This window comes from Roseateles sp. 22389 (assembly GCF_052044995.1).
GTDB lineage: Bacteria > Pseudomonadota > Gammaproteobacteria > Burkholderiales > Burkholderiaceae_C > Roseateles.
Map to the genome: position 1 here is coordinate 48,008 of NZ_JBQEOF010000020.1, position 26,462 is coordinate 74,469.

Genomic DNA, 26,462 nt, shown 5'->3' on the forward strand with positions numbered 1-26,462 from the left:
GTCACACGAGACGCAGCGCGACCAGCAGCAGGTCGATCGCCTTGATGCCGATGAAGGGCACGATCAGGCCGCCCAGGCCGTAGATCCACAGGTTGCGTCGCAGCAGCGCGGCCGCGCCGATGGGGCGGTAGGCCACGCCCTTCAGGGCCAGCGGGATCAGCGCCACGATGATCAGCGCGTTGAAGATGACCGCCGACAGGATCGCCGACGCCGGGCTGTGCAGGCCCATCACGTTGAGCGCGGCCAGCTGCGGGTACACGCCCAGGAACATCGCCGGGATGATGGCGAAGTACTTCGCGACGTCGTTGGCGATCGAGAAGGTGGTCAGCGAGCCGCGCGTCATCAGCAGCTGCTTGCCGGTCTCGACGATCTCCAGCAGCTTGGTCGGATTCGAATCGAGGTCGACCATGTTGCCGGCTTCCTTCGCGGCCTGCGTGCCGCTGGCCATGGCCACCGCCACGTCGGCCTGCGCCAGCGCCGGGGCGTCGTTGGTGCCGTCGCCGGTCATCGCCACCAGCCGGCCTTCGGCCTGGTAGTCGCGGATCAGCTTGAGCTTGGCCTCGGGCGTGGCCTCGGCGAGGAAGTCGTCGACGCCGGCCTCGGCCGCGATCGCCGCGGCGGTGAGGCGGTTGTCGCCGGTGATCATCACCGTGCGGATGCCCATCCGGCGCAGCTGCGCGAAACGCTCCTTGATGCCGCCCTTGACGATGTCCTTGAGCTCGACGACGCCCAGCACCCGCGCCTGGCCGTCGGCCAGGTCGGCCACCACCAGCGGCGTGGAGCCGCGGCGCGCGACCTCCTCCGCCACCGCGGTGACCTGCGCCGGCATCTGGCCGCCGTGCTGCTCGACGAAGCGGCGGATCGCGTCGACCGCGCCCTTGCGCAGCTGGCGCTTCGGATGCTCGGGATCGCCGAAGTCGACGCCGCTCATGCGGGTCTGCGCGGTGAACGGCACGAAGTGCGCCTGCAGCGCGGCCAGCTCGCGCTCCCGCAGGTTGAAGCGCTGCTTGGCCAGCACGACGATGCTGCGGCCCTCGGGCGTCTCGTCGGCCAGCGAGGCCAGCTGCGCCGCGTCCGCCAGCACCTGCTCCGGCAGCGCGGGCGCCGGCAGGAAGGCGCTGGCCTGGCGGTTGCCCAGCGTGATCGTGCCGGTCTTGTCGAGCATCAGCACGTCGACGTCGCCGGCGGCCTCGACCGCGCGGCCGGAGGTGGCGATCACGTTGGCCTGCATCAGCCGGCTCATGCCCGCGACGCCGATGGCCGACAGCAGGCCGCCGATGGTGGTCGGGATCAGGCACACCAGCAGCGCCACCAGCGCGGTGATCGACACGACGGTGCCCGCGCCGGCCGCCTCGACCGCGAACAGCGAGTACGGCAGCAGCGTCACGGTCACGACCAGGAACACCAGCGTCAGCGCGACCAGCAGGATGGTGAGCGCGATCTCGTTGGGCGTCTTCTGGCGCTTGGCGCTCTCGACCATCGCGATCATGCGGTCGAGGAAGGCCTCGCCCGGATTGACGGCGATGCGCACGACGACCCAGTCCGACAGCACGCGCGTGCCGCCGGTGACGGCCGAGAAGTCGCCCCCCGACTCGCGGATCACCGGCGCGGACTCGCCGGTGATGGCGCTCTCGTCGACGGAGGCGACGCCCTCGATGACCTCGCCGTCCAGGGGCACCAGGTCGCCGGCCTCGACCAGCACGACATGGCCCTTGCGCAGCTCCTCCGAGGCCACCGGATGCCAGGACGAACCATGGCGCGGCGTTTCGAGCTTCTTCGCCCAGGTCTTGGCCTTGAGTCCGCGCAGCGAGGCGGCCTGCGCCTTGGAGCGGCCCTCGGCCAGCGCCTCGGCGAAATTGGCAAAGAGCACGGTGAACCACAGCCACAGCGCGATCGCGAGCATGAAGCCGGGGCCCTCGGCGCCCGCCAGCGCGGGCTGGGCGAAGCTCGCCAGCCACAGGCCGGTGGTGAGGAGGCTGCCGGCGTAGACGACGAACATCACCGGGTTGCGCAGCTGCACCGACGGCGCGAGCTTGGCGAAGGACTCGCGGATCGCCGGCTTCACCAGCGCGGGATCCCACAGGCCGCCGTTCCCGCTGGAACGTGACGGTGGCGGGGGTGGATCGTGCGGTGCCGGACCGGAGGGCGTGGCGCCGCCGAGGACCTCGGCGCGCGTCGAGGTCGGCACCGAAGTCGGCACCGAGGTGTGAACTGTCTTGAGGGGTTGGGTCATGTCAGGCTCCGAAGCTTCACTTCCAGAGCATCAGGTGCTCGACGACGGGGCCGAGCGCGAGCGCGGGCACGTAGTTCAGCAGGCCGACCAGGAGGACGGTGCCGATGAGCAGGACGACGAACAGCGGGCCGTGCGTGGGCAGCGTGCCTTCGCCGACGGGGATGCGCTTCTTGGCGGCCAGGCTGCCGGCGATGGCCAGCACCGGCACGATCACCAGGAAGCGGCCCAGCCACATCGCGATGCCCAGCAGCGTGTTGTAGAAGGGCGTGTTGGCGGACAGGCCGGCGAAGGCGCTGCCGTTGTTGTTGGCCGCGGAGGTGAAGGCGTAGAGGATCTCGCTGAAGCCATGGGCGCCGGGGTTGGCGATGCCGGCCTTGCCGTCGCCCGACAGCACCGCGATCGCGGTGCCCGCCAGCACGACGATGGGCGTGACGAGGATGGCGACGGCGCTCATCTTCATCTCGAAGGGCTCGATCTTCTTGCCCAGGTACTCGGGCGTGCGGCCGATCATCAGGCCGGCGATGAAGACGGCGAGGATCGCGAAGATCAGCATGCCGTACAGGCCGGTGCCCACGCCGCCGAAGACGACCTCGCCCAGCTGCATCATCACCAGCGGCACGGCGCCGCCGATCGGGGTGAAGCTGTCGTGCATCGCGTTGACCGCGCCGCAGGAGGCGGCGGTGGTGACCACCGCGAAGAGCGCGCTGGCCGAGATGCCGAAGCGGGTCTCCTTGCCTTCCATGTTGCCGCCGGCCTGCAGCTCGGAGGCCTGCAGATCGACGCCCTGCGCGGCCACCAGCGGATTGCCGGCCTGCTCGGCGGGGGTGGCGACCAGCACGCCGGCGATGAACAGCGCGCTCATCGCGGCCAGGATCGCCACGCCCTGCCGGCGATCGCCGACCAGTTGGCCGAAGCTCAGGCACAGCGCCGCGGGGATCACGAAGATCGCCACGATCTGCAGCAGGTTGGTCAGCGGCGTCGGGTTCTCGTAGGGATGCGCGGAGTTGGCATTGAAGAAACCGCCGCCATTGGTGCCCAGCATCTTGATCGCCTCCTGCGAGGCGACCGGACCCATGGCGAGCTGCTGTTCGCCGGTGCGCTGGTGCTCCATGACGGGCTGGCCCTGGGCGTCCTTGAGCGGCTGGCCGTCGGCGCCGAGCTTGGGCGTCTGGTAGTCCTGGGCTTCGATCGTCTGCACGGTCTTGTAGCCGTCGAAGTTCTGGATGACGCCCTGCTGGACGAAGACGACCGCGAGCAGGAAGGACAGCGGCAGCAGCAGCCAGAGGGTGCAGCGGACGATGTCGGCCCAGAAGTTGCCGACGTGGCCGGACAGCCGGGAGGCGAAGCCGCGGATGAGCGCGAACACCACGGCGATGCCGGTCGCGGCGGACAGGAAGTTCTGCACCGTCAGCGCCAGCATCTGGGTGAGGGTGCTCATCGTCGACTCGCCGCCGTAGCCCTGCCAGTTGGTGTTGGCGACGAAGCTGACGGCGGTGTTGAAGGCCGAGTCGGGCGTCACCGCGCCCAGGCCCTGCGGATTGAGCGGCAGCACGCCTTGCAGGCGCTGCAGCGCATAGACCGCGAGCACGCCGATGAAGTTGAAGACCAGCAGCGCGACGGCGTACTGCTTCCAGCCCATGCCTTCATCGGACCGGATGCCGGCCAGGCGGAACAGCGGGCGCTCGATGGCAGCGATCCAGCGCGGCACGCGGCCCTGCGCGAGCGCGGTGATCCAGCGGGCAAGCGGCCAGGCCAGCAGCAGCGTGACGGCGAGGTAGAGGGCCAGGTTGGCCCAGGCGAGGTTCGTCATGTCAGAACTCCTCGGCGCGCCAGAGCGCGATCAGGAGGTAGACGAACAGACCGGCGCTGAGGAGTCCGGTCAGCCAGTAGAGCGCGTTCATGGCCTGCTCCCCAGCCGGTCGCTGGCGACCGCCAGCCCGACAGCGACGAGGAACAGGACCACGCTCAATCCGAGAAAGAGTGCATCCATTTTTTCGAGGTCCCATGCCCTCTGGATTGAGGGCGGGATGGGATGGATGGACTCTAGGAATCAGCGGGTCAAGGGCGTGTAGAAGGTCGAGGCCCGGGTATCAAGATCTCATCAAGAAGACGGTTTGGCCGCCGGCACGGGCCATAGCGCGTCGACCGGCCGTTCCAGCACCCGCGCCGCGACGGGATGGAACACGGCCGGAGCCAGCCGGCCGTCGCGGACGGCCTCGGCGAGCCAGCGCTCGATCGACCCGCCCTGCTCCACCCATCGGTCCTGCCGCAGCAGGCCGTACAGCCCGGCGGCGATGACGTGCATGCCGTCATCGGCCTTGCGCCAGCGGTCGGCCGGATTGCGGGCGACGCCCAGGGCCTCGCTGATCAACTGGTCCAGCGCCTGGACCAGGTCCTCGTTCACAAGGCCCTCCAGCGTCGTGTAGCCCCAGCGCGGATCGTGCTCGCGCACGATGCGCATGACCAGCGGATCGCGCTCGAAGGCGGCCAGCGCGGCGGTCGCGGCGGGGCCGTCCATCGGCACCGGCGGATGGAGCATCTCGTGCGCGGCGATGCGGACGGTGGTGGCCGTGTCGTAGTCCGCCGATTGAAGGAAGGTCTGCCCCTGCACCTTGATGCCGTGCGGCTTGGCGAACTGCAGCAGCACGATCTGGATCTCCGGATCGAAGTGCCGGCCGGTCAGCTTCTCCTGCCAGGCGATCACGTCGAAGCCGGCCAGCGCGCGGCCGACCTCGGCGATGCGGCGCTCCAGGTCGCCGATCCGCTCCTTGCGGAAGGCCGCGAAGCCGGCGTCCCGCAGGCCGACCAGGATCGCCTCGAGCCGCAGCGCCGCGCGCTCGAACCAGGCCCAGTCGGCGTCGCTCCAGTAGCTGCTCGCCCGGTAGCTTGGGAGGATCGCCGTCCGCCGTGACCGCAGCGCGGTCAGCAAGCTGTCGAGCGTGGCGTCGTTGCCGTCGGCCGAGAACAGCACCTGCAGGTTGGGGCCGAGCAGGCCGAAGCCGTCCTTCGTCGCCTCGTTCCACAGCCGCGCCACGTCGTCCCGGACCGCCGCCGGCAACCGCGGCGAAAAGGCGGCGGCCTCCGCGGCATAGAAGTCCAGGTAGAGCTGCGTGCCCGACAGCGGACCAAGGAAGGCGATCGCATCGGCGCCTTCGGACGCGCGCACCCGCCATCGGGTCCGATTGGGCTTGGCCTGCGCTCGCGCGCGCAGGGCGGGCAGCAGGGACGCGAGGCCCACGATCGCGGGCGCGGAGAGCAAGGTGCGGCGTTTCATGCCGCGATGCTAGGTGGCCCGCCCCGCCTGCTCTTGAACGGACTTAACCCAAGAGCCGCTTCGGCGTCTGGCCCGTCAGGGCGACGATGGCGCGCGTGAAATGGGCCTGATCCGCGAAGCCCGTCTCGGCGGCAAGCGCCGCCAGCGTTCCGCGCCAGCCGGGCAGCCGGCGCAGGGCCTGCAGCGCGCGCAGTTCCAGGCGGTATCGCTTCGGGCTGATGCCGTAGGCGAGACGGAAGCCCCGGCTGATCGACTGCGGCGCGAGGCCCATCGCATCGGCCCAGTCGGCGATGCCGAGCGCCGGATCGTCCGCCAGCGCCTCGGCCAGCAGGTCGGGCCAGTCCTGGAGCCGGGACTTCACGGGACGAAAGCTGCGCCGCAGCAGATCGGCGGCCTGGACCGGATCGCGCTCGGCGAGACGGGCGATCGCGTCGACGTCGTCGACATGGCCCAGCGCGTCGCCTCGCGCATCGCTCGGGGCCACGGGGGGCCAGCCCATTCCCGCGATCGGCAGGTTCAACACCCGTGCCCCGCGACCGCAGAACTCGTTGCGATGCGATTCATGCGCCCCGTGGAACACGGCCTGGCCGGCCTCGACGCGGAGCCGGCCCCGGTCGCCGGCTTCCACGTATCCGCCCGCCAGCACGAGCGCGACATAGCCGTGATCATGGCGGTGCCGGGGCATCCGCTCGAAGGCGCTGTGCATGGAGATCACGGTCGTCATGGGCTGTCCCTCTGGCCAGATCGCGAATCGCGGCGCCGCGCCGCGCAGCGGACGGCCGAGGCGGTGGAGTATCGCCACCTGGTCCCGCGCGTGGACAATCGCCCGATCGCCGCCCCCGTCACGCTCACCCGGCACGCCCGCCTTCATGACCGCTCGCACCGTCCCCGCCGACCGTCCGCAGACCCGCGGCGAAGAGATCGCCAATGCCATCAGCCACGGCCTGGGCGCCCTGCTGGCCGTGGCCGCCCTGCCCATCCTCGTGACGCGGGCGATGGGGCACGGCGAGGTCGCGGACGTGGTGGCCGCCGCGATCTTCGCCTCCACCGGCATCCTGCTGTACGGCATCTCCACGCTGTACCACGCGCTGCCGGCCTCCCTGGCCAACGGCCGGGTCAAGGCCTGGCTGATGCGCCTGGACCACGCGGCGATCTACGTGTTCATCGCCGGCAGCTACACGCCCTTCACCCTCGGCGTGCTGCAGACCGGCCCCGGCGTCACGCTGCTGGTCGCCGTCTGGGCCGCCGCGGCCTTCGGCGTGACGATCAAGCTGCTGAACCGGCTGCGCCACCCGCTGGTGTCCACCGCCCTGTACCTGGCCATGGGCTGGGTGGTGGTCTTCGCCATCGGGCCCCTCGTGGAGCGCACGCCCGGTCCGGGCCTGGCGTTGCTGGTGGCCGGCGGGCTGAGCTACACGCTGGGCGCGGCGGTCTTCCTGCTCGACAACAAGCTGCGCTACGCGCATTTCGTCTGGCACCTGTTCGTGCTCGGCGGCAGCGTGTGCCACTTCTTCGCGGCGCTGTTCTACGCCTATCGCTGAGGACCGCGCCCGGCTGGCGGCCTCGGCGCGGCGCGCTCAGGCCTTCACCTTCGCCAGGTGGCTGGCCAGCATCCCGGCGGTGATGCGCGCGACCTCCTTGGGCTTGAGGCTCTCGTCGAAGAGCATCTCCACCGTCGCGTAGATCAGCTCCACGACGATGCGGCTCGCCAGCTTGAGCTCCGCGCGCCGCGCGCCCGGCAGCGCCTGCACCAACAGCTGCGTCTGCGCCTCGGTCACCGCCGCGTGCGAGGCCAGCCGCACCTCCTGCAGCGCCGGCACCGCCCGCATCGCGCGCATGATCCACACGCCGCCGGCGGTCGCGCGCGTCGCCTCGTAGGTGTCGAGCAGCAGGCCCGCCAGCGCCTGCTCCAGCGCCGGCACGCCGCCCTGGATCACCTCGACGGACATCCACTTCGCGACGCATTCGTTCTGGCGCTGCATCAGGCGCTGGCCCAGCTCATGCAGCAGCGCGTACTTGTTGGGGAAGTAGCGGTACAGCGCCGGCGGCGACACCCCGGCGCGCTCGCACACCAGGTTGGTGGAGAGCCGCTCCACGCCCACCTCGATCAGGGTCTGCGCCGCGGCCTCGAGCACCCGCTCGTAGGTCTCGGCGGCGCGCTGCTGCGCCGGCAGCTTCTTGGCCGCGAGCGCTGGCGCGGCGGTCGTGGGCGTGGGCGGAGGAGCGGCGGTCTTGCGGCGGGCAGTGGGCATGGGAATCGAAATGGCGAGGCAACGGCAGGAAGGCTGCGGGATTGTTCCAGGGCGCGAGGCACCCCAGAACGATAGCCATGACTATAAGATCGCCAGCCATCATCCACCGCTCCGCTTGCGCCGAAATGACACACACGCTGCCTCCCGGCCAGACGTCTCCCAGCGCCCGCGGCGCGCAGGTGCTGGCGATCCTCGTCGGCTCCGTCGCCCTGCTGATGCTGGGCCTGCAACCGCTGCTGCTGGGCGCGCTGTTGGAGGCCGGCCAGGTGACGCTGGAGGGCGTGGGCCTCGTCGCCATGGGCGAGATCGTGGCCCTGGGCCTGGGCGTGCTGATCGGCGACCTCTGCTTGCCGGTGCGCTCGCTGCGCGCCATCACCACCCTGGCCGCGTTGGCGGCGGCCGCCCTGGACCTCGTCACCACGCGGGTCGGCGGCGACCTGGCGCTCGGCCTGGTCCGCGCGGCGGCCGGCATCGCCGAGGGCCTGTTGATCTGGAGCACCACCGCCGTGATCGTGCGCGCCGCCGTGCCAGAGCGGCTGGCGGGCCTCTTCTTCGTCGTGCAGACCCTCGCGCAGGCGACGACCGGCCTGGTGCTGGCGCACCTCGTGCTTCCCGTCGCCGGCTGGCCCGGCGGCTTCGCGCTGCTGGCCGGCCTGTGCGCGCTGGCGGCCCTGCTCGCGGCCCGCTTCGCGCGCCCGCTCGGTCCGCTCACGCCCACGGTGAGCCAGGCCGGCGTCGGGATGCGCTGGACGCGGCCCCGCATCGGCGCGCTGCTGCTCGTCTTCCTCCAACTCGCGACGCTGGGCGCGCTGTGGGCCTATGCCGAGCCGCTCGGCACCCGCGCCGGCTTCTCGCCGACGGCGGTGCAGACGCTCATCGCGGCCGGGCTGGGCATGCAGGTGCTGGGCGGCAGCGTCGGCACCTGGCTGGTCCGGCGCGCGCCGATCCGGCCGGTCCTGCTCGGCTGCTGCATGGTGCTGGGGCTGAGCGCGCTGGGCATCGCGCGCACCGCCCAGGGCGGGCCCCTGGCCTTCGCCGCGCTGTGCGGCCTGTTCACCTTCACCTGGCTGTTCATGCTGCCCTTCCAGATGGCGCTGGCCTTTCGCGTCGATGGCAGCGGTCAGGTCGCCTCGCTGGTGCCGGCGGCGCAGCTCTTCGGCAGCGCCTTCGGGCCGCTGATGGCCTCGCTGGTCGTCACCGGCGAGGCGGTCGCGCCGGTGCCCTTCGTGGCCGCCGGCTTCGCGCTGCTGGCCATGCTCGCGCTGCCGCTGACCCGCGGCGCGCCGCGCCAGGGTTTCTCCGAGCGTCAATTTCGGTAGTCATCGCTATACCATAGCCATCACTATCAACTTGACGCGAGGGCGTACCCCTCCGGAAAGCAGGCGATGGCTTCACGACTGGTCCCTCCGCGACGCCGCTGGCCGATGGCCAGGGCCATGGTCGCCCTTCTGTGCGCGGCGGCCCTGTCCGCGCCGGCGCTGGCCGCCGGCCCTGACGACGCCAAGGGCCTGTGGCTGAGCGCCGACGGCGGCGCGGTGATCGAGTTCAAGCCCTGCGGCGACAAGCCGTCCGCGCTGTGCGGCCGCATCGTCTGGGACAAGGACGCGGGCCAGGCCAACGACACCTGCGGCATCCAGGTCGCGCAGCTGGAGCGCTATGACAACGAGGCCTGGCGCGACGGCTGGGTCTACGACCCGCGCGACCGGAAGAAATACAAGGGCGCGCTGCGCGTGAAGGGCGGCGACCTGTACCTGCGCGCCTTCATCGGGACCGAGATCCTCGGTCAGACCGAGCAGATGAAGCGCGTGGCCGCCCTGCCGGCGACGCCGGTCTGCAAGTCCTGAACAGCCCTGACGAGGAGACCCGAGATGACCCGCACGACCTCCGCCCCCGCGCCCCGACCGGCCCTCGCCGCCTACGCGGTGTACGCCGCGTTGGCCGCCCTGGCCGCTCTCGGCCCCACCGGCGCCCGCGCCGACGACGCCGGCGTGGCCACGATGGCCATCGACACCGAAGTGAAGCTGCTCTCGGACCTGCGCAACCGCGGCGTCTCCGATTCCGGCCGCAAGCCCTCGCTGCAACTGGGCGTGCAGCTCGCCCACGAGTCCGGCGTCATCGGCCTGGCGCAGCTCTCCACCGTCAGCAAGAAGGCCTTCACCGACGGCGACGGCGTCAACCTGCTGCTGGGCACCGGCTACCGCTTCGGCGATCCGGACGCCTGGCACTTCGGCGTCGGACTGGCCAAGGAATTCTTCCCCGGCGCCAAGTTCGACGCGCCGCACGGCATCGACCTGGAAGCCGGCGTGCCGGTGGACTTCCGCCGCACCCGCTACGACACGGCCTACGCGGTGCTGGAAATCGGCTGGGGCCGGCTCGAGGGCCGGGTGCTGCACGTGCTCTCGCGCACCTACCGCGGCGCGGACACCGGGGGCGTCTGCGGCCAGATCCTCGCCGCCGCCGTCGATCCGACGCCGGCGCTCGAGTGCTACGCGCGCGGCGACCAGAACTCGCGCGGCAGCATGCTCTACGACTTGAGCTATCGCCACCCGCTCACGCCGACGACCACGCTGAACCTGCATGCCGGCACCCAGAAGATCCGCCACTTCAAGGAGGCGGACTTCAGCGATTACTCGATCGGCGTCACCCATCAGCGCTGGGGCTTGAACTGGACCGCCGAATGGGTGGCCACCCGCACCCATCGGCCCGAGCTTTTCATGATCCCCGACGGCGACGGCTGGAAGCGGCAGGACAACAACACGCTGGTGGTCTCCGTGTCGCGCAAGTTCTGATGACCACGCCGGGCACTGCGCCGCTGGTACTGGCGGTGGACCTGGGCACCAGCGGCTGCAAATGCGCGCTGGTGGCGCAGGACGGCACCGTGGTCGCGTGGGCCTTCCGGCCGGTGGCGCTGCATGTCGAGGGCGTGCGGGCCGAGCAGGACCCCGAGGCCTGGTGGCAGGCGCTGCTCGAGGCCGCCGGCGAGGTGCTCGCGGCCGACGCCAGCCATCGAGGCCGCGTGTCGGCGGTGTGCTGCTCCACGCAGACCGAGGTGACCGTCTGCCTCGGCCGCGATGGCCGCGCGATCGGGCCGGCCTTCAGCTGGCTGGACGCGCGCGGCGCCGCCGCCGTCGCCCGGCGCGTGCGCGGTCGCTGGCTCAACATCGAGGGCTATGCGCCGCTCAAGCTGTGGCGCTGGCTGCGCCTGACCGGCGGCGCGCCCTCGCTGACCGGGCGCGACGCGGCCGGCCACATGGCCTTCATCCGCGACGAGCAACCCGCCGTCTACGAGGCCACGCGCTGCTTCCTCAACGCGCTGGACTACCTCAACTTCCGCCTCTGCGGCCGGCTCTGCGCGACGCAGGATTCCATCCTCACCAGCTGGGTGACGGACAACCGCGATCCTTCGCGCATCCGCTACGACGACCGCCTGATCCGCGCGCTCGGGCTGGACGCCGGCAAGCTGCCCGCGATCGTGCATTCCACCGACGTGCTGGGACCGCTGCTGCCGGTGGTCGCCGGGCAACTGGGCCTGCCGGCCACGACGCCGGTGGTGGCCGGCGCGGTGGACACCTCGGCCGTCGCGGTCGGCGCCGCGGTGCCGGACTACGAGACCCACCTGTACCTGGGCACCTCGTCCTGGCTGGGGGCGCATGTGCCGGGCATGCGGACCGACGTGCGCCACAAGATCGCGGCGGTGCCGTCGGCGGTCGACGGCCGCTACCTCGCGCTGGCGCTGCAGTCGACGGCCGGCGCCAACCTGTCCTTCCTGCGCGACCGCATCCTCTACCACCCCGATGAGCTGGCCGCCGACGAGGAGCATCCCGCCGTCTACGAGGCGCTCAACCGCATCGCCGCGCGCGTGCCGCCGGGCTCGCGCGGGCTGATCTACACGCCCTGGCTCTTCGGCGAGCGCACGCCGGTGGACGATCCGCTGCTGCGCGCGGGGCTGATCAACCTGTCGCTGGAGCATTCGCGCGAGGACATCTTCCGGGCCTTCCTCGAAGGCGTCGCGCTGAACACGCGCTGGATGATGGAGCCCTTCGGGCGGCTGCTGGGCCGGTCGCCCGGCACGATCGCGGCGGTCGGCGGCGGCGCGCAGAGCGACGTCTGGTGCCAGATCCTCGCGGACGTCACCGGCCAACCGATCCGGCAGCTGGCGCATCCGATCCAGGCCAATGCGATCGGCGCGGCCTTCCTCGCCGGCGTGGGCACCGGCGCGCTTCGTTTCGGCGACCTGCCGGCGCTGCGCCGCACGCGCCGCCTCTACGAACCCGCCGCCGCGCTGCGCCGGCTCTATGGCGACAAGTTCGAGGCCTTCAAGGAAGTCCGCGCGCGCCTGGCGCCGCTGTACCACCGCCTCAACCGCGTGCCCGCGACGGGAGCCACCGCATGAAGCACGCAGCCGAACGGCGGCAGGTGGTGGCGCTGTGCCTGCGTTTGTCCGAGCGCGGCTACTTCGCCGGCACCGGCGGCAACCTGATGCTGCGCATCGACGACGAGCGGGTCGCGGTGACGCCGTCGGCAACGGACTACCTCGTCATGCGGCCGGAGGACGTCTGCGTGCTGCGCCTGGCCGACCTGGCCGTCGTCGACGACGCCAGCGGCGGCGCGCGCCGGCCTTCGGTCGAGACCGGGCTGCATGCGCGCGTGCTGCGGGCGCGGCCGGACGTCGGCTGCAGCATCCACACCCACCAGCCGCTGGCCAGCGCCTGCGCGCTGATCGGCGAGCCGCTGGCGGTACCGCCGGCGCTGCGCGGCTGGCTCGGCGACGAGGTGCCGGTGATCGGGTATGCGCCGTCGGGCACCGCCTGGCTGGCGGGCAAGCTCGGCAAGGCGGTGCGCCCCGGACGCCAGGCTTACCTGCTGCGCAACCACGGCATCCTGTGCTGCGCCGCGGACACCGACACGGCGATGGCGGCCGTCGAGCGCCTGGAGGACCTCGCCCGCGACCGCCTCGCCGCGCGCATCGACGAGCGCGTCCGCCTCGCACCCGATCTCCGGGATCGCCTCGCCCCGGTGCGCGACCTGCTGCTTCATCTCAAGGGACCGTGATGTCTTCGCTCGCCTCTTCCTCGTCTTCGCCGCCTTCTCCGTCTCCCTCGGCGTCCGCGTCGTCGTCGCCCGCATCGCCGTCAGCCACGCCGTCGTTCGCGACGGACGGTCCCGCGCGAGAGACCGCCGACGCGGACCTGCCCGCCGTGCCCACCTGGCCCGACACGCACGCGCTCTACGAGCGCTTCGCCGCGCTGGTCAACCAGCCGATGCGCCCGATCCGTCCGGACGCGATGCCCAAGGTGCTGCGCTGGTTCGACGAGCACTGCGCCGGCTCCAAGCGCCTGGCCGAGCGCGCCGCCACCGTCATCCCGGGCGGCGTCCAGCACAACCTTGCCTTCAACCATCCCTTCCCGCTGGCGATCGCGCAGGCCCGCGGCGCCCACCTCACCGACGTCGACGGCAACCGCTACATCGACTTCCTGCAGGCCGGCGGTCCGACGCTGCTGGGCAGCAATCCGCCGGCGGTGCGCGAGGCGGTGCAGGCGCTGCTCGACGACTGCGGCCCGGTCACCGGGCTGCTGCATGCCTACGAGGTCGAACTGGCCGAGCTCGTCTGCCGCCACATGCCGGGCGTGGAGATGCTGCGCATGCTGGGCTCGGGCACCGAGGCGGTGATGGGCGCGGTGCGGCTGGCCCGCACCTTCACCCGGCGCCAGCGGGTCATCAAGATCGGCGGCGCGTACCACGGCTGGAGCGACCAGCTGGTCTACGGCATGCGCCTGCCCAAGACCGGCCGCATGGAGGCCACCGGCATTCCCCGCGGCGCGACGGCGCACACGCAGGAATGCCTGCCCAACGATCCCGAGGCGCTGCGCCGGCTGCTGCGCTGGAACCGCCTGCGCGGCGGCACGGCGGCGGTGCTGCTGGAGCCCTTCGGGCCGGAGAGCGGCACGCGGCCGGTGCATCGTGAGTTCAACGCCCAGGTGCGCGCGCTCTGCGACGAGTTCGGCGCGCTGCTGATCTTCGACGAGGTGGTGACCGGCTTCCGCGCCGGCCTGGGCGGCGCGCAGGCCTACTTCGGCGTGACACCCGACCTGACGGTGCTGGGCAAGTGCCTGGCCGGCGGCTACCCGATGGCGGGGGCGATCGGGGGGAAGCGGGAGATCATGATGTCGCTCGTCGGCGGGATCGGCACCACCTCGCGGCGGGCCTTCGTCGGAGGGACGCTGTCGGCCAATCCGCTCAGCTGCGTGGCGGGTTACCACGCGCTGCTCGAGGCCGAGCGGACCAACGCCCCCGGCGTGGCGGCCCGTGCCGGCGATCGCCTGCGCCGCGGGCTGGAGGAGATCATCGGGCGGCGCGGCCTGCCCTACGTCGCCTACAACATCGGCTCGATCGTCCACCTGCAGACCTCCGGCGTGCTGCTGCTCGACACCAGCAGCCTGTGGAAGCTGTTCCGCCTGAAGGACGAGGCGCGGCGGCGCAAGCACATGATGGAAGAGATGGGCGCGGCCTTCACCGCGCACGGCCTGATCTCGGTGGCGGGCAGCCGGCTGTACACCAGCCTGGCCGACACCGACGCGGTGATCGACGACGCGCTCAACCGCTTCGACGACGTGATGGCGCTGACATGAGCGGCGAGGACCTGCTGCGCGACACCTGGCTCGGGCTGCGGCGGCGGCTGCTGGCGCGGGGGCTGATGCCAGGGGCCACGGACAGCCTGTCGCTGCGCGATCCCGCCAGCGGGGCGATGGCCTGGGGGACGGCGGAGGATGCGCTCGCGCTGGTCGAGCCCCTGGCGCCGGCGATCGGCGCCCGCAGGGAGGGCGCGGACGGTGTGGGCGGCCCGGACCGCGTGGACGGCCACCTGCCCGCGATCGCGCTGCACCGCGCCGTCTACGCCGCGCGGCAGGACGTCTGCGCGGTGCTGATCGGCGGCGGCGCCTTCGGTCGCCAGCTGCAGGCCTTCGGCGGCTGGATGCCGGCGGTCTTCGACGAGCAGATCCGCCAGCTCGGCCACATGGGCCGGCCGACCGAGGCGCTGGCGCGATTGCCGCAGGCGCTGTCCAAGGGCGGCAACGTCACCCTGCATGCGGGTCGGCTGGTCGTGCTGGGCATGACGCCATCGCGGCTCGCGCTCAATGCGGAGCTCTTCGAGAAATGCGCGAAGGCCTGGGTGCCGGCCGTGGCCGGCGGCGCGGCGGTGCGCCCCCTGCCCTGGCTGGTGCGCCACGTCGCCAACGGCCGGCTCAGGAAGGAACAGGCCCAGGCCTGCGAGCAGGTGCGCCAGGGCCGCTGGCCGGCGGAGACGCGGGGGTACTGACGGGGGGACCGGCGGCGTCATGGAATCTCCCCCCTCGGGGTGACCAAGGTCGCCGGTGCGCTGAGGGATACTCGCCCGCGGCGGTCGGTTTGGATCGCATCTTTTTGTGGAGCTGCGCCATGGGCCTGATGGACTTCATCAAGAAACAGTTCATTGACATCATCCAGTGGACCGAGGACGACAACGGCGTCCTGGCCTACCGGTTCCCGATGCAGGACTTCGAGATCCAGTACGGCGCCTCCCTCACCGTGCGCGAATCGCAGATGGCCGTCTTCGTCAACGAAGGCAAGGTGGCCGACGTCTTCGGCCCCGGCATGTACAAGCTGACCACGCAGACGCTGCCGGTTCTCACCTACCTCAAGAACTGGGACAAGCTGTTCGAGTCCCCCTTCAAGAGCGACGTCTACTTCTTCTCCACCCGCCAGCAGGTGGACCAGCGCTGGGGCACGACGCAGCCCGTCACCATCCGCGACAAGGACTTCGGCGCGGTGCGCCTGCGCGCCTTCGGCAACTACAGCTACCGCGTCGTCGACCCGAAGAAGTTCCACACCGAGATCTCCGGCACCCGCGAGCGCTACACCGTCACCGAGCTCGACGGCCAGCTCCGCGGCCTGATGCTGCAGCACATCTCCGACGCGGTCGCCCAGTCCGGCATCCCGTTCCTGGACCTGGCGGCCAACCAGGTCGAGTTCGCCAAGGCGCTGCAGGAAGCCACCCAGCCCGCCTTCGACGCGCTGGGCCTCAAGCTCGAGATGGTCACGCTGCAGAACGTCTCGCTGCCCGAGGAACTGCAGAAGATCCTCGACCAGAAGATCGGCATGGGCATGATCGGCCAGAACATGGGCCAGTTCATGCAGTACCAGACCGCGCAGGCCATCCCCAAGCTCGCCGAGGGCGTGGGCTCCGGCGGCGGTGGCGTGGCCGGCGACGCGATGGGACTGGGCGCCGGCCTGGCGCTGGGCCAGACCATGGCGCAGCAGCTGCAGCAGGGTCTGACCGGCGCCAATCAGGGCGCCCAGCCGGCCGCGCCGGTCCAGCCGCAACCGGTCAGCCAGGGCGCCGACGAGGTCCTGCTGCTGCTGGAGAAGCTCGGCGACCTCAAGGCCAAGGGCATCCTCACCGACGAGGAATTCGCGGCCAAGAAGGCCGAGTTGCTGAAGAAGCTCAGCTGACGCCGCCAGGCGTGCTCCGCCCCGGGTCCTGATTGGCTACCGCTTCCCCCCAGCGCCGCTGGCAGGCGCAGTGCCCCCATTGCGGCGCGCCGGTCGAGTTCGCCTCGGCCGCGTCGGCCAGCGCCGTCTGCAGCTATTGCCGCTCCACGCTGCTGCGTGAGGGCGACGCGCTGCGCCGGATCGGCACCAGCGCCGAGGTCTTCGAGGACTACTCGCCGCTGCAGCTCGGCAGCGCCGGGCGTTATGCCGGCGCGGGCTTCGTGGTCGTCGGCCGGCTGCAGATGTCCTATGCGGACGGCGGCTGGAACGAGTGGCACCTGCTCTTCGACGCCAGCGCCGACCAGCCGCCCCGCAGCGGCTGGCTGGCCGAGGACAACGGCAGCTTCGTCATCAGCTTCGAGGCGCCGCTGGCCGAGCGCGCGCCCGATCCCGCCACGCTGCGCCCGGGCGGGCTGCAGATGCTGGCCGGCTCGGCCTGGCAGGTGGCCAGCATCGTCGACGCGACCGTGGCCGCGGCCCAGGGGGAACTGCCCCATCCGCCGCGGCTGGCCAGCAGCTATCCGGTGGTCGACCTGCGCAACACCGCCAACGAGGTCGCGTCGCTGGAATACAGCGACCCCGCGCAGCCCACCTGGTCGGTCGGCCGCCCGGTCAAGCTCGCCGACCTGCAGCTGACCGGCCTGCGCGCCGAGAGCGGCGCGACGCTGCAGTCCAAGGCCCTGCCCTGCCCGAACTGCGGCGCCGCGCTCGAACCGCGGCTCGACACGACGCAGTCCATCGTCTGCGGCCAGTGCAAGTCGGTCGTCGACATCTCCAAGGGCGCCGGCGCGGAGCTGGCCGCCTACCGGCAGAACACCGGCGGCGAGCCGCAGATCCCGCTGGGCACGACCGGCCAGCTCGCGATCTCCGGCGGCGCGCCGCAGCCGTGGCAGGTCGTCGGCTACCTGGAGCGCTGCGACCTGCCCGAGTCCGCCGAGGACGAACAGACCTTCTGGCGCGAGTACCTGCTGTTCAACCGCATGGAGGGCTTCGCCTTCCTCGTGGACACCGAGGACGGCTGGAGCCTGGTGCGCCCGATCACCGGCGCGCCGGCCAATGCGGGGGCGAAGTCGGTCAGCCACCAGGGCAAGGACTTCAGGCACAAGTGGACCTACACCGCCAAGGTCACCTACGTGCTGGGCGAGTTCTACTGGCGCGTCAAGCGCGAGGAACGCGCGCTGGTGCGCGACTACGAATGGCGCAACGGCACGCGGCTCGAGCTGCTGAGCAGCGAGCAGACCGGCAACGAGGTCACCTGGAGCCACGGCCGCGCGATCGACGCGGCCGAGGTGCGGCGCTTCTTCTCGCTGCCCGAGGACCGCATGCCGGCGCTGCAGCGCGACGTGTCGTCCGGCCTGGACCAGGGCAAGCTGCTGCGCAACATCATCATCGCGATCTTCGTGATCGCGGTGCTGTTCGCGCTGCTGCGCGCCTGCAGCAGCGACGACTGCGACCGCTACAAGGACAGCTACGGCGAAAGCAGCGCCGAGTACCAGCAGTGCAAGCGCAGCAGCCGCGGCAGCGGCGTGGGCTACGTCGGTTCCAGCGGTGGCTCGTATGGCGGCTACAGCAGCGGCGGCGGCGGTCACAAGTAGTCGCCATCGTCCCGCCGACCCGTCCGCATCCACGCCGACTTCCCCGCGACAATCGCCGGCCCACGCCGACCCCAGACCTTCAACCCCACCGAACGACCGACCAGGAGAACGAGATGGAAGGATTCGAATGGCTCAAGCCCGCCATCGTGCTGGGCTCCATCCTGTATGCCGTCATCGGCGTGCTGGTGTTCTGGATCAGCTTCGTCATCATCGACAAGCTCACCCCCTACAAGCTGTGGGAGGAGATCGTCGAGCACAAGAACATGGCGCTCGCGGTCGTGGTCGCGGCGATGTGCATCTCCATCGGCCAGATCGTGGCCGCGGCGATCCACGGCTGAACGGGCCATGCCGATGCGTCGATCCGCGCGACTGTCCGCCCACCTGCCCGCTCGCCTCTGCGCCCTCGCCACCCTTTCCGTGTTGGCCCTGACGGCCACCGGCGGCGTCGCACTGGCCCAGACCCAGCCCTACAAGCCGCCGCCGCCCGCGCGGCCCACCGGCATCGCGCCCAAGGGCGACTTCACCAAGGGCCTCGAGGTGGCCCGGCCCGAGCTCGATCCCGGCCAGGCCGCCGGCAGCGAGGGTTCGGACGAGGCCTTCCGCGCCAAGGCCGAGGCCGACGCGATCCGCAAGGCCAACGTCGGCGGCGGCCACGTGCTCATCAAGCGCGCCGGCTCGCGCCTGATGCTGCCGACCGGCTCCGGCCGGCCCGAGGTCTTCGACAGCGTCTGGCCCAATGCCTCGGGCAACAACGAGGGGGCCTACGAGGATTACCGCTTCGACGGCCTGTCCCCCGACCGCGAGTTCTTCGTCGTCCGCGCCACCTTCTACGAAGGCAGCAATGTCTACTGGGTCTCGCGCAAGGACGGCACGCGCTACACGATGCACGGCGAGGTGCGCCCCTCGCCGGACGGCCGCTTCCTGGTGATGGCCAACGCCTCGGTCGCGCACGACTTCAACGGCATCGTGGTCTGGGAGAACCTCGGCGGGCGGCTGGTCGAGCGTTTCCGCTTCTCGCCGCCGCTGGTCGGGATCTCGTTCTACCGCTTCATGCGCTGGAAGGACGGGCGCACGGTGGAACTCGAGCACACCGCCCTGGGCGACGAGATCACCTGCCACGGCGGCACGCAGGAGGCGCTGGCCGTGCTGACCCGCGATGGCGAGCAGTGGGCCGTCAAGGACGTGACGGCGTCGCGCTGCAAGCGCTGAGGCCCCGCGCGGCGCGCGAAGCCCCGGCGCCTGACCCGGCGTCCGGCATCCGGCGCCGGCGTCCTCAGCGGACCCGCTTGTAGACCACCGTCGCCTCGCTGTTGCTGTCACTGCCGTCCGGCAGGTCGGTCCGCACGATCAGCGTGTCGATGGTGATCGATTCGATGATCAGGGTGTCGGTGCCCGTCGACCCGCGCAACTGCAGGGCCACGACGGCGCGTTCGTCGACGATGCGCTGGCCCTTCTCGTAGCGTGCCTTGCGCGTCTTGGCGTCGACCACGCTCCAGTCATGGGCCTTGGACCAGGCCTTGCAGCCGGCGGTGTTCGCGCCGTAGCGCATCGTGCCCTTGCGGTCGGCGCCGATCTCCATCCGGGTGTCCCGCGAGCACGGCGAGTATTCGCTCATCGCGTCATTCGACGAGACGCCATCGCGGTTCAGGTCCACCGGCTGGTCGAAACGCACGCCCGACACCTGCCAGGTGCCGACCACCAGGTCCAGCGCCCGGGCGCGCGTGACCGCCGGCGCCGCCTCGGGCGCGGCGATGGCCATGCCGTCGCGCTCGGCCTGGCGGATCAGCCGCCGCACGGCGGATTCGTCGCTGTCGAGCTGCCCGAGCCGGCGGCTGGCGGCCTCGCGGGCCGCGGCCTGGGTCTTGCTGTCGGCCAGCAGCTTGCGCTGGTCCAGCTGCTCGGTGGTGATGCGCTCGAGTCGCCGGTTCAGGTCGAAGAGCTCCTTGCCCAGCCGATAACCGCCCTGGAAGGCGGCGCTCGATTCGGGTGGGCAGGTGTCGCGATCGCCGCCGCCGAGGCGGCCGAAGTCGAAACCGTTCTTGGCGGTGCAGAAGCGCAGCAGGCCCTCGTCGTAGCCGATGCGATAGGCCCGCGCGGCGGCCGGCACCTGGCAGGCGGCGGATCGCGGCTGGCCGGCCATGGCCTCGTCGCGACCACGGTCGGACGTGCAGAAGGTCAACTGCCCCAGTGCATGCCCGGCCGCGTATTCGGACGAGTCGGCGTTGTTCACGCCGGCCTTGAAGCAGGCCTCGGCGCGCTGCGCGAAGCGGGACGAGGCCTGGCCGCGCTCGGCATCCTGCCGGCCGAGTTCGCGCCAATCGGCCTTCTCGCAATCGCTCTTGCTCATGGCCGCGCAGCCGGCCAGCAGCGCGGCGGCCGCGAGAACGAGCACGCCTTGCCGGGCGCGCGGGAGGGTCGGATCAAGCGTCATGACGGGAGTTCCAGGAGGAGGCGGAGGAAGAAGTTCGGGCGCATCTTGAACGAGCCTCGGCGGCGGCGAATCGGCCATCTCCCGGAGGGACCGCGTCGTGCGCGTCATGTCGTGATCCAGTTCACGATCCGTGTGGCTGGCAGGAGGCCGGCTTTGTCACCAGTCGTAAGGAGCCGGGCCCGCACGCAACACCGCTCTTAGACTGCCGCGCCCCAGCGCCGGTGGCCCGCCGTCGGCGCCGCTGCGTTCCGCTGGCCGATTCCGCTCCGCCTTCCGTTGTCGCCTTCCGTTGTCGCCTTCCGCTGTCGCCGCTCCGCCCGATGCCCGCCCTTTCGATCGTCCCGTCCGTCGCCCGTCCCGTCGTCCGACCCATCGCCCCTCCTGCCGCCCGTCCCATGGCGCCCGCCGATCGCCTCGGCCGCGCGCTCCGGACCGGCCTGACGGGTCTCTCGCTGTGCGCCGTGCTGGCGGCCGCCGAAGCGGTCCCGGTCGCCCCGCCCAATCCTCGTCCCGCCGCGGTGGTGGGCATCGCGCCGCGCGGCGCGCTCTTCACGCCGACGTCCGAGGCCTCCGCCCCCGCGGGCGCCGACGACGGTTCCGACGAGGACTTCCGCGCCCGCGCCGAGGCCGAGGTGCTGCGCCGCGTCGGCGCCGGGGTGCGGCGCGAGGACCAGCGCCTGTGGCTGCCCATCGCCAAGGGACGGCCGGTCGTCCTGGACAGCCGGCGTGCCGATCCGTCCGACCCGGCCTCGCCCGAGGTCGACTTCCGCCTGGACGGCCTCTCGCCGGACCGCGAGTTCTATGTCGTGCGCGCAACGCTCGCCGCCGGCAGCGAGCTGCTCTGGATCTCCCGCGCCGATGGCACCCGCTACGCGATGCACGGCAACGTCCATCCGTCGCCGGATGGGCGCCACCTGGTCGTCACCCATGCGTCGCCGGGCACGGAATTCAACGGCGTCGTCATCTGGCGCCGCGAGGAAGGTCGCCTGGTCGAGCGCTACCGCTTCCAGCCCACGCCGGACCAGACGGCCGTCAGCTTCCGCTTCCTGCGCTGGCGTGACGCCGACACCATCGAACTGGCGCAGTTCGCCGAGGTCGACCCCTCGACCTGCGGCCTGGGCACGCTGAGCGCCACCGCCCTGCTGTCCCGCAAGGGCGAACGCTGGATCCTGCGCAGCGCCAGCGCCCCGCGCTGCGAGCCGTGACCCCGCCGGCGCTGCGGGCTTAACACGTTCTTCAAGTCCCGTCGGACAGCCGAATTGCATCCGATGTGACGCTCGGTAATCGAACTTGTAACAGCGTCGAGGGCGGACCTAGGATTTCATCGATCCTTCAATTTCAGGTCCGCTCATGAACCCACAAGCCTCCCGCCAAGACGCCGCCCGCCCCTCGCTGGCCAAGCGCGCGATCGCCTCGACGCTGATCGTCTCCTGCTCCCTGATGGCGCTGCCGATGCACGCCAGCGCCCAGGTCGTGCCCACCGACGCCCTGGTGCAGCAGGACGCGCCCGCCGGCACCGCCGCCGACAGCCGCGTGCGCGTCAATGCCTTCTTCGCCCGCGAGGACGTGCGCCAGGCGATGGTCAAGGAAGGCGTGAACCCGGCCGACGCCCAGTCGCGCGTGGACGCGATGTCCGATGACGAGATCCGCGCGCTGGACGGTCGTATCGCGCAGGCCCCGGCCGGCGGCGACGTGCTGGGCGTGATCTTCGCGGTCTTCGTGATCCTGCTGGTGACCGACATCCTGGGCTTCACCAAGGTCTTCCCGTTCACCCGCTCGATCCGCTGAGGTCCGCATGCGCGTCGTCCGGTCGTCCCGGTCCCTGCTCCCGCTGGCCGCTCCCGCGCTGGCGCTGGCCCTGCTGCTGGGGGGCTGCGCGAGCACGCCGCCGCAGCTGAAGGCGCTGGAAGCGCAGTGGCCCGCGGACCTGCCGGCGCGCGTGGACCTGTCCGCGAAGACGCCCTTCATCGCGCAGGACGACTATGAATGCGGCCCGGCCGCGCTCGCGATGCTGCTGCGCACCGCCGGCAAGACCGCGACCGTGGAGCAGCTCAAGCCGCAGGTCTTCCTGCCGGGCCGCAAGGGCTCGCTGCAGACCGAGATGCTGGTGGCCACGCGCCGCCAGGGCCTGCCCGCCTACGTGCTGCCGCCGCGGCTGGACGCGCTGCTGGCCGAGCTCGCGGCCGGCCATCCGGTGATCGTGTTCCAGAACCTGTCGCTGGACCTGGCACCGGTGTGGCATTACGCGGTCGCCGTCGGCTACGACCGCCAGCGCCGCACCGTCCTGCTGCACAGCGGCAAGACCGAGCGGCAGGAGGTCGAACTGCCGGTCTTCGAGCGCACCTGGGCGCGTGGCGACTACTGGGCGATGACGACGCTGCCGCCGGACCTGCTGCCGGCCTCGCTGGACGGCGCGCAGACGGGCGCAGCGCTGGCGGCGCTGGAGCGCCTGAATCCGGCCGCGGCGCGCAAGGGGTACTCGGCCGCGCTCGCGCGCTGGCCCGGCGAGCCGGTGCTGCTGCTGGGCGCCGGCAACACCGCCTACGCCGCCAAGGACCGCCGCACCGCGGCCCGCCATTACGCCCGGCTGACCGACGTGCGCCCCGACCTGCCCGAGGGTTGGAACAACCTGGCGCAGGTGCTGATGGAACAGGGGCAGCGCTACAAGGCCTCGCTGGCGATCGAGCGCGCGGTCGCGCTCGGCGGGCCGCGCCTGGACCAGTACAAGGCGCTGCAGAAGAAGATCACCACCGGCATGTGAGCCGGGCCGGCCTCGCCTCGCGCCCAGTGCCGCAAGGCATCAAGGCCTCGGGGCCTTGCGGCTGCTTGGGTCGCTGGGGACCTCAGGGCCGGAAGTCGATCGTGCGCTGCGCCGCCTCGAGCGCGGCATCGGCCGCATAACTCCAGGTGTCGAAGCTGCGCTCCAGCTCATGCCAGTAGCCGTTGAGTTCCGGCTGCCCGCCCGCTGCCGGATGCGCGGCGATCACCAGGTAGCGCGCCCGGAACGGCGGCGCCTCGCCGACGACTTCACGGACGAACCAGCGCCCGTTGTGACTCTCGACGCCGCCGACGGCATCGGTATGGTCTGGCTTGGCTGACATGGACGCTCCTTTTCGCGTTGGGGCCGCAACCGCGGCCAGAGGATCGACGGGCCGCGCGTTCAGCGCCTGGGCAAGTTTCCCTCCAAGCGTCGTCCGGCGCCACGCGCGCCGACGATGTTTTACCCCCGCATTACAAGGTTGCCTGCAGGGGCGATGCGCGAAGCAACTTCCGCACCGCCGGTGTCGGGATTCATTACACCGCCTGACCCCTTCTCGGGGGACAGGCCTTGCAAGTGCTTGAGCCAGCGGGACATCCTGCCCCGTGGCTTGGATGTTGCTTCCCCGAGCCGCTTCCGGCCGCGCGCCGGATGTCGCCCGGCCTCCCGCCCAGGGCCTCCACAAGAATGACCGCCAGAGAGATCCCGATGAAGCGCTCGCCCCTCGTTCCCCGACTTCTTTCCTGCCTTCCCCGCCTCCGTGCCTCCCTCGCCGCCGCCGCGCTGTGCGCCCTCGGCGGGGCCGCGCAGGCCTCGGTGCTGATCCTGGGCGCGACAGGTCAGCCCGGCGGGCTGACCGACGTGCAGTCCAAGATCGCCGCCACCGGCGTGGTCAACGGCACGGTGGACGTGTTCAACGCCAACACCGGCACGCCCACGCTCGCGCTGCTCAAGAGCTACGACGCGGTCCTGGTGTTCAACGACACCTTCAACAAGCCCTTTGCCAGCGCCACGCAGCTGGGCAACGTGCTGGCGGACTACGTGGACGCCGGCGGCGGTGTCGTCGAGGCCGGCCTGTCCCACGCGACCATCCCGTTCGGCGGGCTCACCGGCCGCTTCGTGACCGGGGGCTACGACGTCTTCAACGCCAACAACAACCAGAACTCGTGCGGCAGCCTGGGCCGGGTCGCGGATCCGCAGAGCCCGCTGATGCGCGACATCGACAGCTTCAGCGGCGGCCTGTCGGCGCTGTGCTACCGCGTCACGCCCAAGGCCGGCGCGAGCGTCGTCGCCTACTGGACCAACGACAAGCCGCTGCTGGGCTATCGCACCGACCACAAGGGCATCGTCGTCGGGCTGAACATGTTCCCGGTCTCCGGCGACGTGCAGGCAGGCCTGTGGGACAGCACCACCGACGGCGCGCGGCTGATGGCCAACTCGCTGGCCTTCGCCGCGGGCGAGCTGCCGGAGCCGGGCTCGCTGGCGCTGCTGGGCATCGCCGCGGTGGCAGCGGGCGTGGCTGGCCGCCGCCGCGCGCGCCGGGCCTGAGGGATACTGCCGCGCATGTCCACGCCGCCGACCTTCAAGTTCCCCGTTCCGCCTCCCGACCTGGTGATCACCGACGAGGAGCGCGCCGCGCTCTACTTCATCCCGCAATCGCCGGGCGGCATGCCGGTCAGCGAGGAGATGCAGCAGCGGCTGCAGGACAAGGGCCTGGCCACGCCGATCCGCGAGGACGGCCGGCGCTGGCTCACGGAACTCGGCGACCGCGCGCGACTGGGCAAGATCTGACCCCGTGCCGGTGGAGGCCGCCCGCGCAGGCGCCTGGCGGCTCAGCGCCGGTCGTACTGGGTCTTGCCGAACAGCACCTCGCGGGCCTTGTCGTCGACCAGCGGCCGGCGCTTCTCGGCCAGCACCTCGACGGCGCGCATCACCGCCGGGCGGGCCGCGATCTCGTCGAACCAGCCCTTGAGGTGCGGGAAGTCCGCCATCTCCACGCCCTGGTTCTTCGCGCCCCGCAGCCACGGGAAGATCGCCATGTCGGCGATGCCGTAGGCGGGGCCCGCGATGTAGCGGCTGCGCGCCAGGCGGCGATCGATGACGCCGTACAGCCGCCTGGCCTCGTTGGTGTAGCGATCGATGGCGTACTCGATCTTCTCGGGCGCGTACATCCGGAAGTGATGGGTCTGGCCCAGCATCGGCCCGACGCCGCCCATCTGGAACATCAGCCACTGCAGCGCCTCGTAGCGTCCGCGGGTGTCGGGCGGCAGGAACTGCCCGGTCTTGCCGGCCAGGTACAGCAGGATCGCGCCCGACTCGAACAGCGACATCGGCTGGCCGTCCGGCCCGTCGGGGTCGACGATGGCGGGGATCTTGTTGTTGGGGCTGATGGCCAGGAAGCTCGCGTCGAACTGCTCGCCCGCGCCGATGTCCACGGGAATCACCCGGTAAGGCAGCCGGCATTCCTCCAGCATGATGTGGACCTTGTGGCCATTGGGCGTGGGCCATGAATACACTTCGATCATCACGCGTTCTCCCTAGGGGCGCGGGGCCCCGGTCGCCGACACCTCAATGCACGGACACCAGGCCGCTCGCGCATCGTCCCGCCTCATGGTAATCAAACAAATCAAACAGTGGTTGACCGCCCGCGCCAACTCGGCCCGGTGGCGCCCCTTGAGCGAATGGGCCGCTGAACGCGGCGGCCAGCTGCGCCACGCCCGCGACGGCCGCGGCTTCGTGATCGACCTGCCGCGCACCCTGCCCGGCCTGACCCGCATCGAATGGGGGCCCTCGCAACGCAGCTACATCGAGGGCTTCGAGCTGCGCATGAGATGCGAGCTCAAGGTCAATCCCGACATGCAGATGATGCTCATCGAGCGCAAGCTGATGGAGCGCCTGGAGAGCAGCGTCTTCGAGGCCTACACCGACACGCTGCGCACCCGCGTGGACACCGACACGCCGGAGGAGATGCGCTGGCTGGTGATGTTCCCGAAGCAGTCGCAGATCGAGTCCAAGCTCGTGCGGCAGCGCTTCGGCGCGGTCGGCATCAACCGCGAGCTGATCATGGCCTGGCTCGACAAGGACCTGTCCGAGCGCCTGGCCCAGGCGACGCAGGACGTGCTCATCGAGGGCCGGCCCTTCGTGCTGCTGAGCCTGCGTGGCAACGTCTACCTGCGCACCGCGATGCCCGAGCCGGCACTGGGCGAGGTCGAGGCCCTGACCCGCGTGCTGGACGCCGCGGCGGGCAGCGCGCTGGCGGTGCACCAGCGCATCGGGGACGGCGGTCCCTGGCCGACGACCACCTCGGTGGCCTGGCACAGCCGGCCGTCCGAAGGCGACTACGGCGCGCCGGTCTGAGCCGCCCTCGCGGCCTGGCCGGCGACGGCGGGG

27 protein-coding genes are annotated in these 26,462 nt (G+C 71.3%); 18 read left to right on the plus strand and 9 right to left on the minus strand.

Annotated elements, in window-relative coordinates; translation table 11 throughout:
- Position 1: 1 nt before the first annotated feature.
- From kdpB to ACTJKJ_RS22295, 5 genes are all read right to left on the minus strand, one after another.
- On the minus strand, positions 2-2,233 hold the full coding sequence (gene kdpB, locus ACTJKJ_RS22275; protein WP_440822126.1) for a potassium-transporting ATPase subunit KdpB: 2,232 nt from the start codon (positions 2,231-2,233) through the stop codon (positions 2-4).
- Between the two features lie 16 nt (positions 2,234-2,249).
- Entirely contained in the window at positions 2,250-4,043 is a 1,794-nt protein-coding gene (kdpA, locus tag ACTJKJ_RS22280) for a potassium-transporting ATPase subunit KdpA (RefSeq protein ID WP_440822128.1), read from the minus strand.
- Position 4,044: 1 nt separating this feature from the next.
- Positions 4,045-4,134, minus strand: a complete 90-nt coding sequence (gene kdpF / locus ACTJKJ_RS22285; protein WP_091733683.1) for a K(+)-transporting ATPase subunit F — start codon at positions 4,132-4,134, stop codon at positions 4,045-4,047.
- A 200-nt stretch (positions 4,135-4,334) separates the two neighbouring features.
- On the minus strand, positions 4,335-5,507 hold the full coding sequence (locus ACTJKJ_RS22290) for a hypothetical protein (RefSeq protein ID WP_440822131.1): 1,173 nt from the start codon (positions 5,505-5,507) through the stop codon (positions 4,335-4,337).
- Between the two features lie 43 nt (positions 5,508-5,550).
- Positions 5,551-6,231 (minus strand): helix-turn-helix domain-containing protein, encoded by a 681-nt coding sequence (locus tag ACTJKJ_RS22295; protein WP_440822133.1) that lies wholly within the window; start codon positions 6,229-6,231, stop codon positions 5,551-5,553.
- Between the two features lie 145 nt (positions 6,232-6,376).
- Between ACTJKJ_RS22295 and trhA the strand changes: the two genes are divergently transcribed.
- Entirely contained in the window at positions 6,377-7,048 is a 672-nt protein-coding gene (gene trhA, locus ACTJKJ_RS22300; RefSeq protein ID WP_147241475.1) for a PAQR family membrane homeostasis protein TrhA, read from the plus strand.
- 36 nt (positions 7,049-7,084) lie between these two features.
- Here the strand turns inward: trhA and ACTJKJ_RS22305 are convergent, their stop codons facing one another.
- The gene (locus ACTJKJ_RS22305) at positions 7,085-7,759 is read right to left on the minus strand and encodes a TetR/AcrR family transcriptional regulator (RefSeq protein WP_091733675.1); all 675 of its coding nucleotides are present in this window, start codon (positions 7,757-7,759) and stop codon (positions 7,085-7,087) included.
- A 125-nt stretch (positions 7,760-7,884) separates the two neighbouring features.
- Here ACTJKJ_RS22305 and ACTJKJ_RS22310 point away from each other — a divergent pair, with 125 nt between their 5' ends.
- The 11 genes from ACTJKJ_RS22310 to ACTJKJ_RS22360 all read left to right on the plus strand — a co-directional run bounded on the left by ACTJKJ_RS22310 (position 7,885) and on the right by ACTJKJ_RS22360 (position 19,092).
- On the plus strand, positions 7,885-9,078 hold the full coding sequence (locus ACTJKJ_RS22310; RefSeq protein ID WP_297388920.1) for an MFS transporter: 1,194 nt from the start codon (positions 7,885-7,887) through the stop codon (positions 9,076-9,078).
- 117 nt (positions 9,079-9,195) lie between these two features.
- Complete coding sequence (locus tag ACTJKJ_RS22315; RefSeq protein ID WP_297388927.1) at positions 9,196-9,603, plus strand: DUF2147 domain-containing protein; 408 nt, start codon at positions 9,196-9,198, stop codon at positions 9,601-9,603.
- A gap of 24 nt (positions 9,604-9,627) precedes the next feature.
- Positions 9,628-10,548, plus strand: coding sequence for a TorF family putative porin (locus ACTJKJ_RS22320; RefSeq protein WP_297388930.1), 921 nt, complete (start codon positions 9,628-9,630; stop codon positions 10,546-10,548).
- Complete coding sequence (locus tag ACTJKJ_RS22325) at positions 10,548-12,152, plus strand: xylulokinase (protein ID WP_297388933.1); 1,605 nt, start codon at positions 10,548-10,550, stop codon at positions 12,150-12,152. The genes ACTJKJ_RS22320 and ACTJKJ_RS22325 overlap by 1 nt, the downstream gene beginning before the upstream one ends.
- A complete protein-coding gene (locus ACTJKJ_RS22330; protein ID WP_297388937.1) occupies positions 12,149-12,811 on the plus strand; it encodes a class II aldolase/adducin family protein in 663 nt (220 codons plus the stop codon). The genes ACTJKJ_RS22325 and ACTJKJ_RS22330 overlap by 4 nt, the downstream gene beginning before the upstream one ends.
- A gap of 146 nt (positions 12,812-12,957) precedes the next feature.
- Positions 12,958-14,388, plus strand: a complete 1,431-nt coding sequence (locus tag ACTJKJ_RS22335; protein WP_297388940.1) for an aspartate aminotransferase family protein — start codon at positions 12,958-12,960, stop codon at positions 14,386-14,388.
- Positions 14,385-15,077 (plus strand): hypothetical protein, encoded by a 693-nt coding sequence (locus ACTJKJ_RS22340; RefSeq protein WP_440822138.1) that lies wholly within the window; start codon positions 14,385-14,387, stop codon positions 15,075-15,077. Before ACTJKJ_RS22335 ends, ACTJKJ_RS22340 begins: the two co-directional genes overlap by 4 nt.
- A gap of 119 nt (positions 15,078-15,196) precedes the next feature.
- Positions 15,197-16,249, plus strand: coding sequence for an SPFH domain-containing protein (locus ACTJKJ_RS22345; protein ID WP_091733659.1), 1,053 nt, complete (start codon positions 15,197-15,199; stop codon positions 16,247-16,249).
- A gap of 32 nt (positions 16,250-16,281) precedes the next feature.
- On the plus strand, positions 16,282-17,883 hold the full coding sequence (locus ACTJKJ_RS22350; RefSeq protein WP_183480092.1) for a DUF4178 domain-containing protein: 1,602 nt from the start codon (positions 16,282-16,284) through the stop codon (positions 17,881-17,883).
- A 113-nt stretch (positions 17,884-17,996) separates the two neighbouring features.
- Positions 17,997-18,221, plus strand: a complete 225-nt coding sequence (locus tag ACTJKJ_RS22355; RefSeq protein ID WP_091733655.1) for a DUF350 domain-containing protein — start codon at positions 17,997-17,999, stop codon at positions 18,219-18,221.
- A 79-nt stretch (positions 18,222-18,300) separates the two neighbouring features.
- The gene (locus ACTJKJ_RS22360) at positions 18,301-19,092 is read left to right on the plus strand and encodes a hypothetical protein (protein WP_440822141.1); all 792 of its coding nucleotides are present in this window, start codon (positions 18,301-18,303) and stop codon (positions 19,090-19,092) included.
- A 64-nt stretch (positions 19,093-19,156) separates the two neighbouring features.
- Here the strand turns inward: ACTJKJ_RS22360 and ACTJKJ_RS22365 are convergent, their stop codons facing one another.
- Positions 19,157-20,314: a DUF2799 domain-containing protein gene (locus ACTJKJ_RS22365; RefSeq protein WP_440822143.1), complete on the minus strand. Its 1,158-nt coding sequence runs from the start codon at positions 20,312-20,314 to the stop codon at positions 19,157-19,159.
- A gap of 395 nt (positions 20,315-20,709) precedes the next feature.
- On the opposite strand from ACTJKJ_RS22365, the gene ACTJKJ_RS22370 reads away from it, so the two are divergent.
- The 3 genes from ACTJKJ_RS22370 (at position 20,710) to ACTJKJ_RS22380 (ending at position 23,075) form a co-directional block, all read left to right on the plus strand.
- Complete coding sequence (locus ACTJKJ_RS22370; protein ID WP_440822144.1) at positions 20,710-21,519, plus strand: hypothetical protein; 810 nt, start codon at positions 20,710-20,712, stop codon at positions 21,517-21,519.
- 145 nt (positions 21,520-21,664) lie between these two features.
- The gene (locus ACTJKJ_RS22375; RefSeq protein ID WP_175538485.1) at positions 21,665-22,102 is read left to right on the plus strand and encodes a PA2779 family protein; all 438 of its coding nucleotides are present in this window, start codon (positions 21,665-21,667) and stop codon (positions 22,100-22,102) included.
- A gap of 7 nt (positions 22,103-22,109) precedes the next feature.
- A complete protein-coding gene (locus ACTJKJ_RS22380; RefSeq protein WP_440822146.1) occupies positions 22,110-23,075 on the plus strand; it encodes a PA2778 family cysteine peptidase in 966 nt (321 codons plus the stop codon).
- Between the two features lie 82 nt (positions 23,076-23,157).
- On the opposite strand, the gene ACTJKJ_RS22385 is transcribed toward ACTJKJ_RS22380, so the two are convergent.
- Complete coding sequence (locus ACTJKJ_RS22385; protein WP_091733647.1) at positions 23,158-23,415, minus strand: hypothetical protein; 258 nt, start codon at positions 23,413-23,415, stop codon at positions 23,158-23,160.
- A gap of 365 nt (positions 23,416-23,780) precedes the next feature.
- On the opposite strand from ACTJKJ_RS22385, the gene ACTJKJ_RS22390 reads away from it, so the two are divergent.
- Positions 23,781-24,620, plus strand: coding sequence for a PEP-CTERM sorting domain-containing protein (locus ACTJKJ_RS22390; protein WP_440822149.1), 840 nt, complete (start codon positions 23,781-23,783; stop codon positions 24,618-24,620).
- Between the two features lie 15 nt (positions 24,621-24,635).
- The gene (locus ACTJKJ_RS22395; protein ID WP_091733643.1) at positions 24,636-24,863 is read left to right on the plus strand and encodes a hypothetical protein; all 228 of its coding nucleotides are present in this window, start codon (positions 24,636-24,638) and stop codon (positions 24,861-24,863) included.
- 41 nt (positions 24,864-24,904) lie between these two features.
- Here the strand turns inward: ACTJKJ_RS22395 and ACTJKJ_RS22400 are convergent, their stop codons facing one another.
- On the minus strand, positions 24,905-25,597 hold the full coding sequence (locus ACTJKJ_RS22400; protein WP_297389313.1) for a glutathione S-transferase N-terminal domain-containing protein: 693 nt from the start codon (positions 25,595-25,597) through the stop codon (positions 24,905-24,907).
- 148 nt (positions 25,598-25,745) lie between these two features.
- Here ACTJKJ_RS22400 and ACTJKJ_RS22405 point away from each other — a divergent pair, with 148 nt between their 5' ends.
- On the plus strand, positions 25,746-26,429 hold the full coding sequence (locus ACTJKJ_RS22405; protein WP_440822151.1) for a hypothetical protein: 684 nt from the start codon (positions 25,746-25,748) through the stop codon (positions 26,427-26,429).
- Positions 26,430-26,462: the final 33 nt, after the last annotated feature.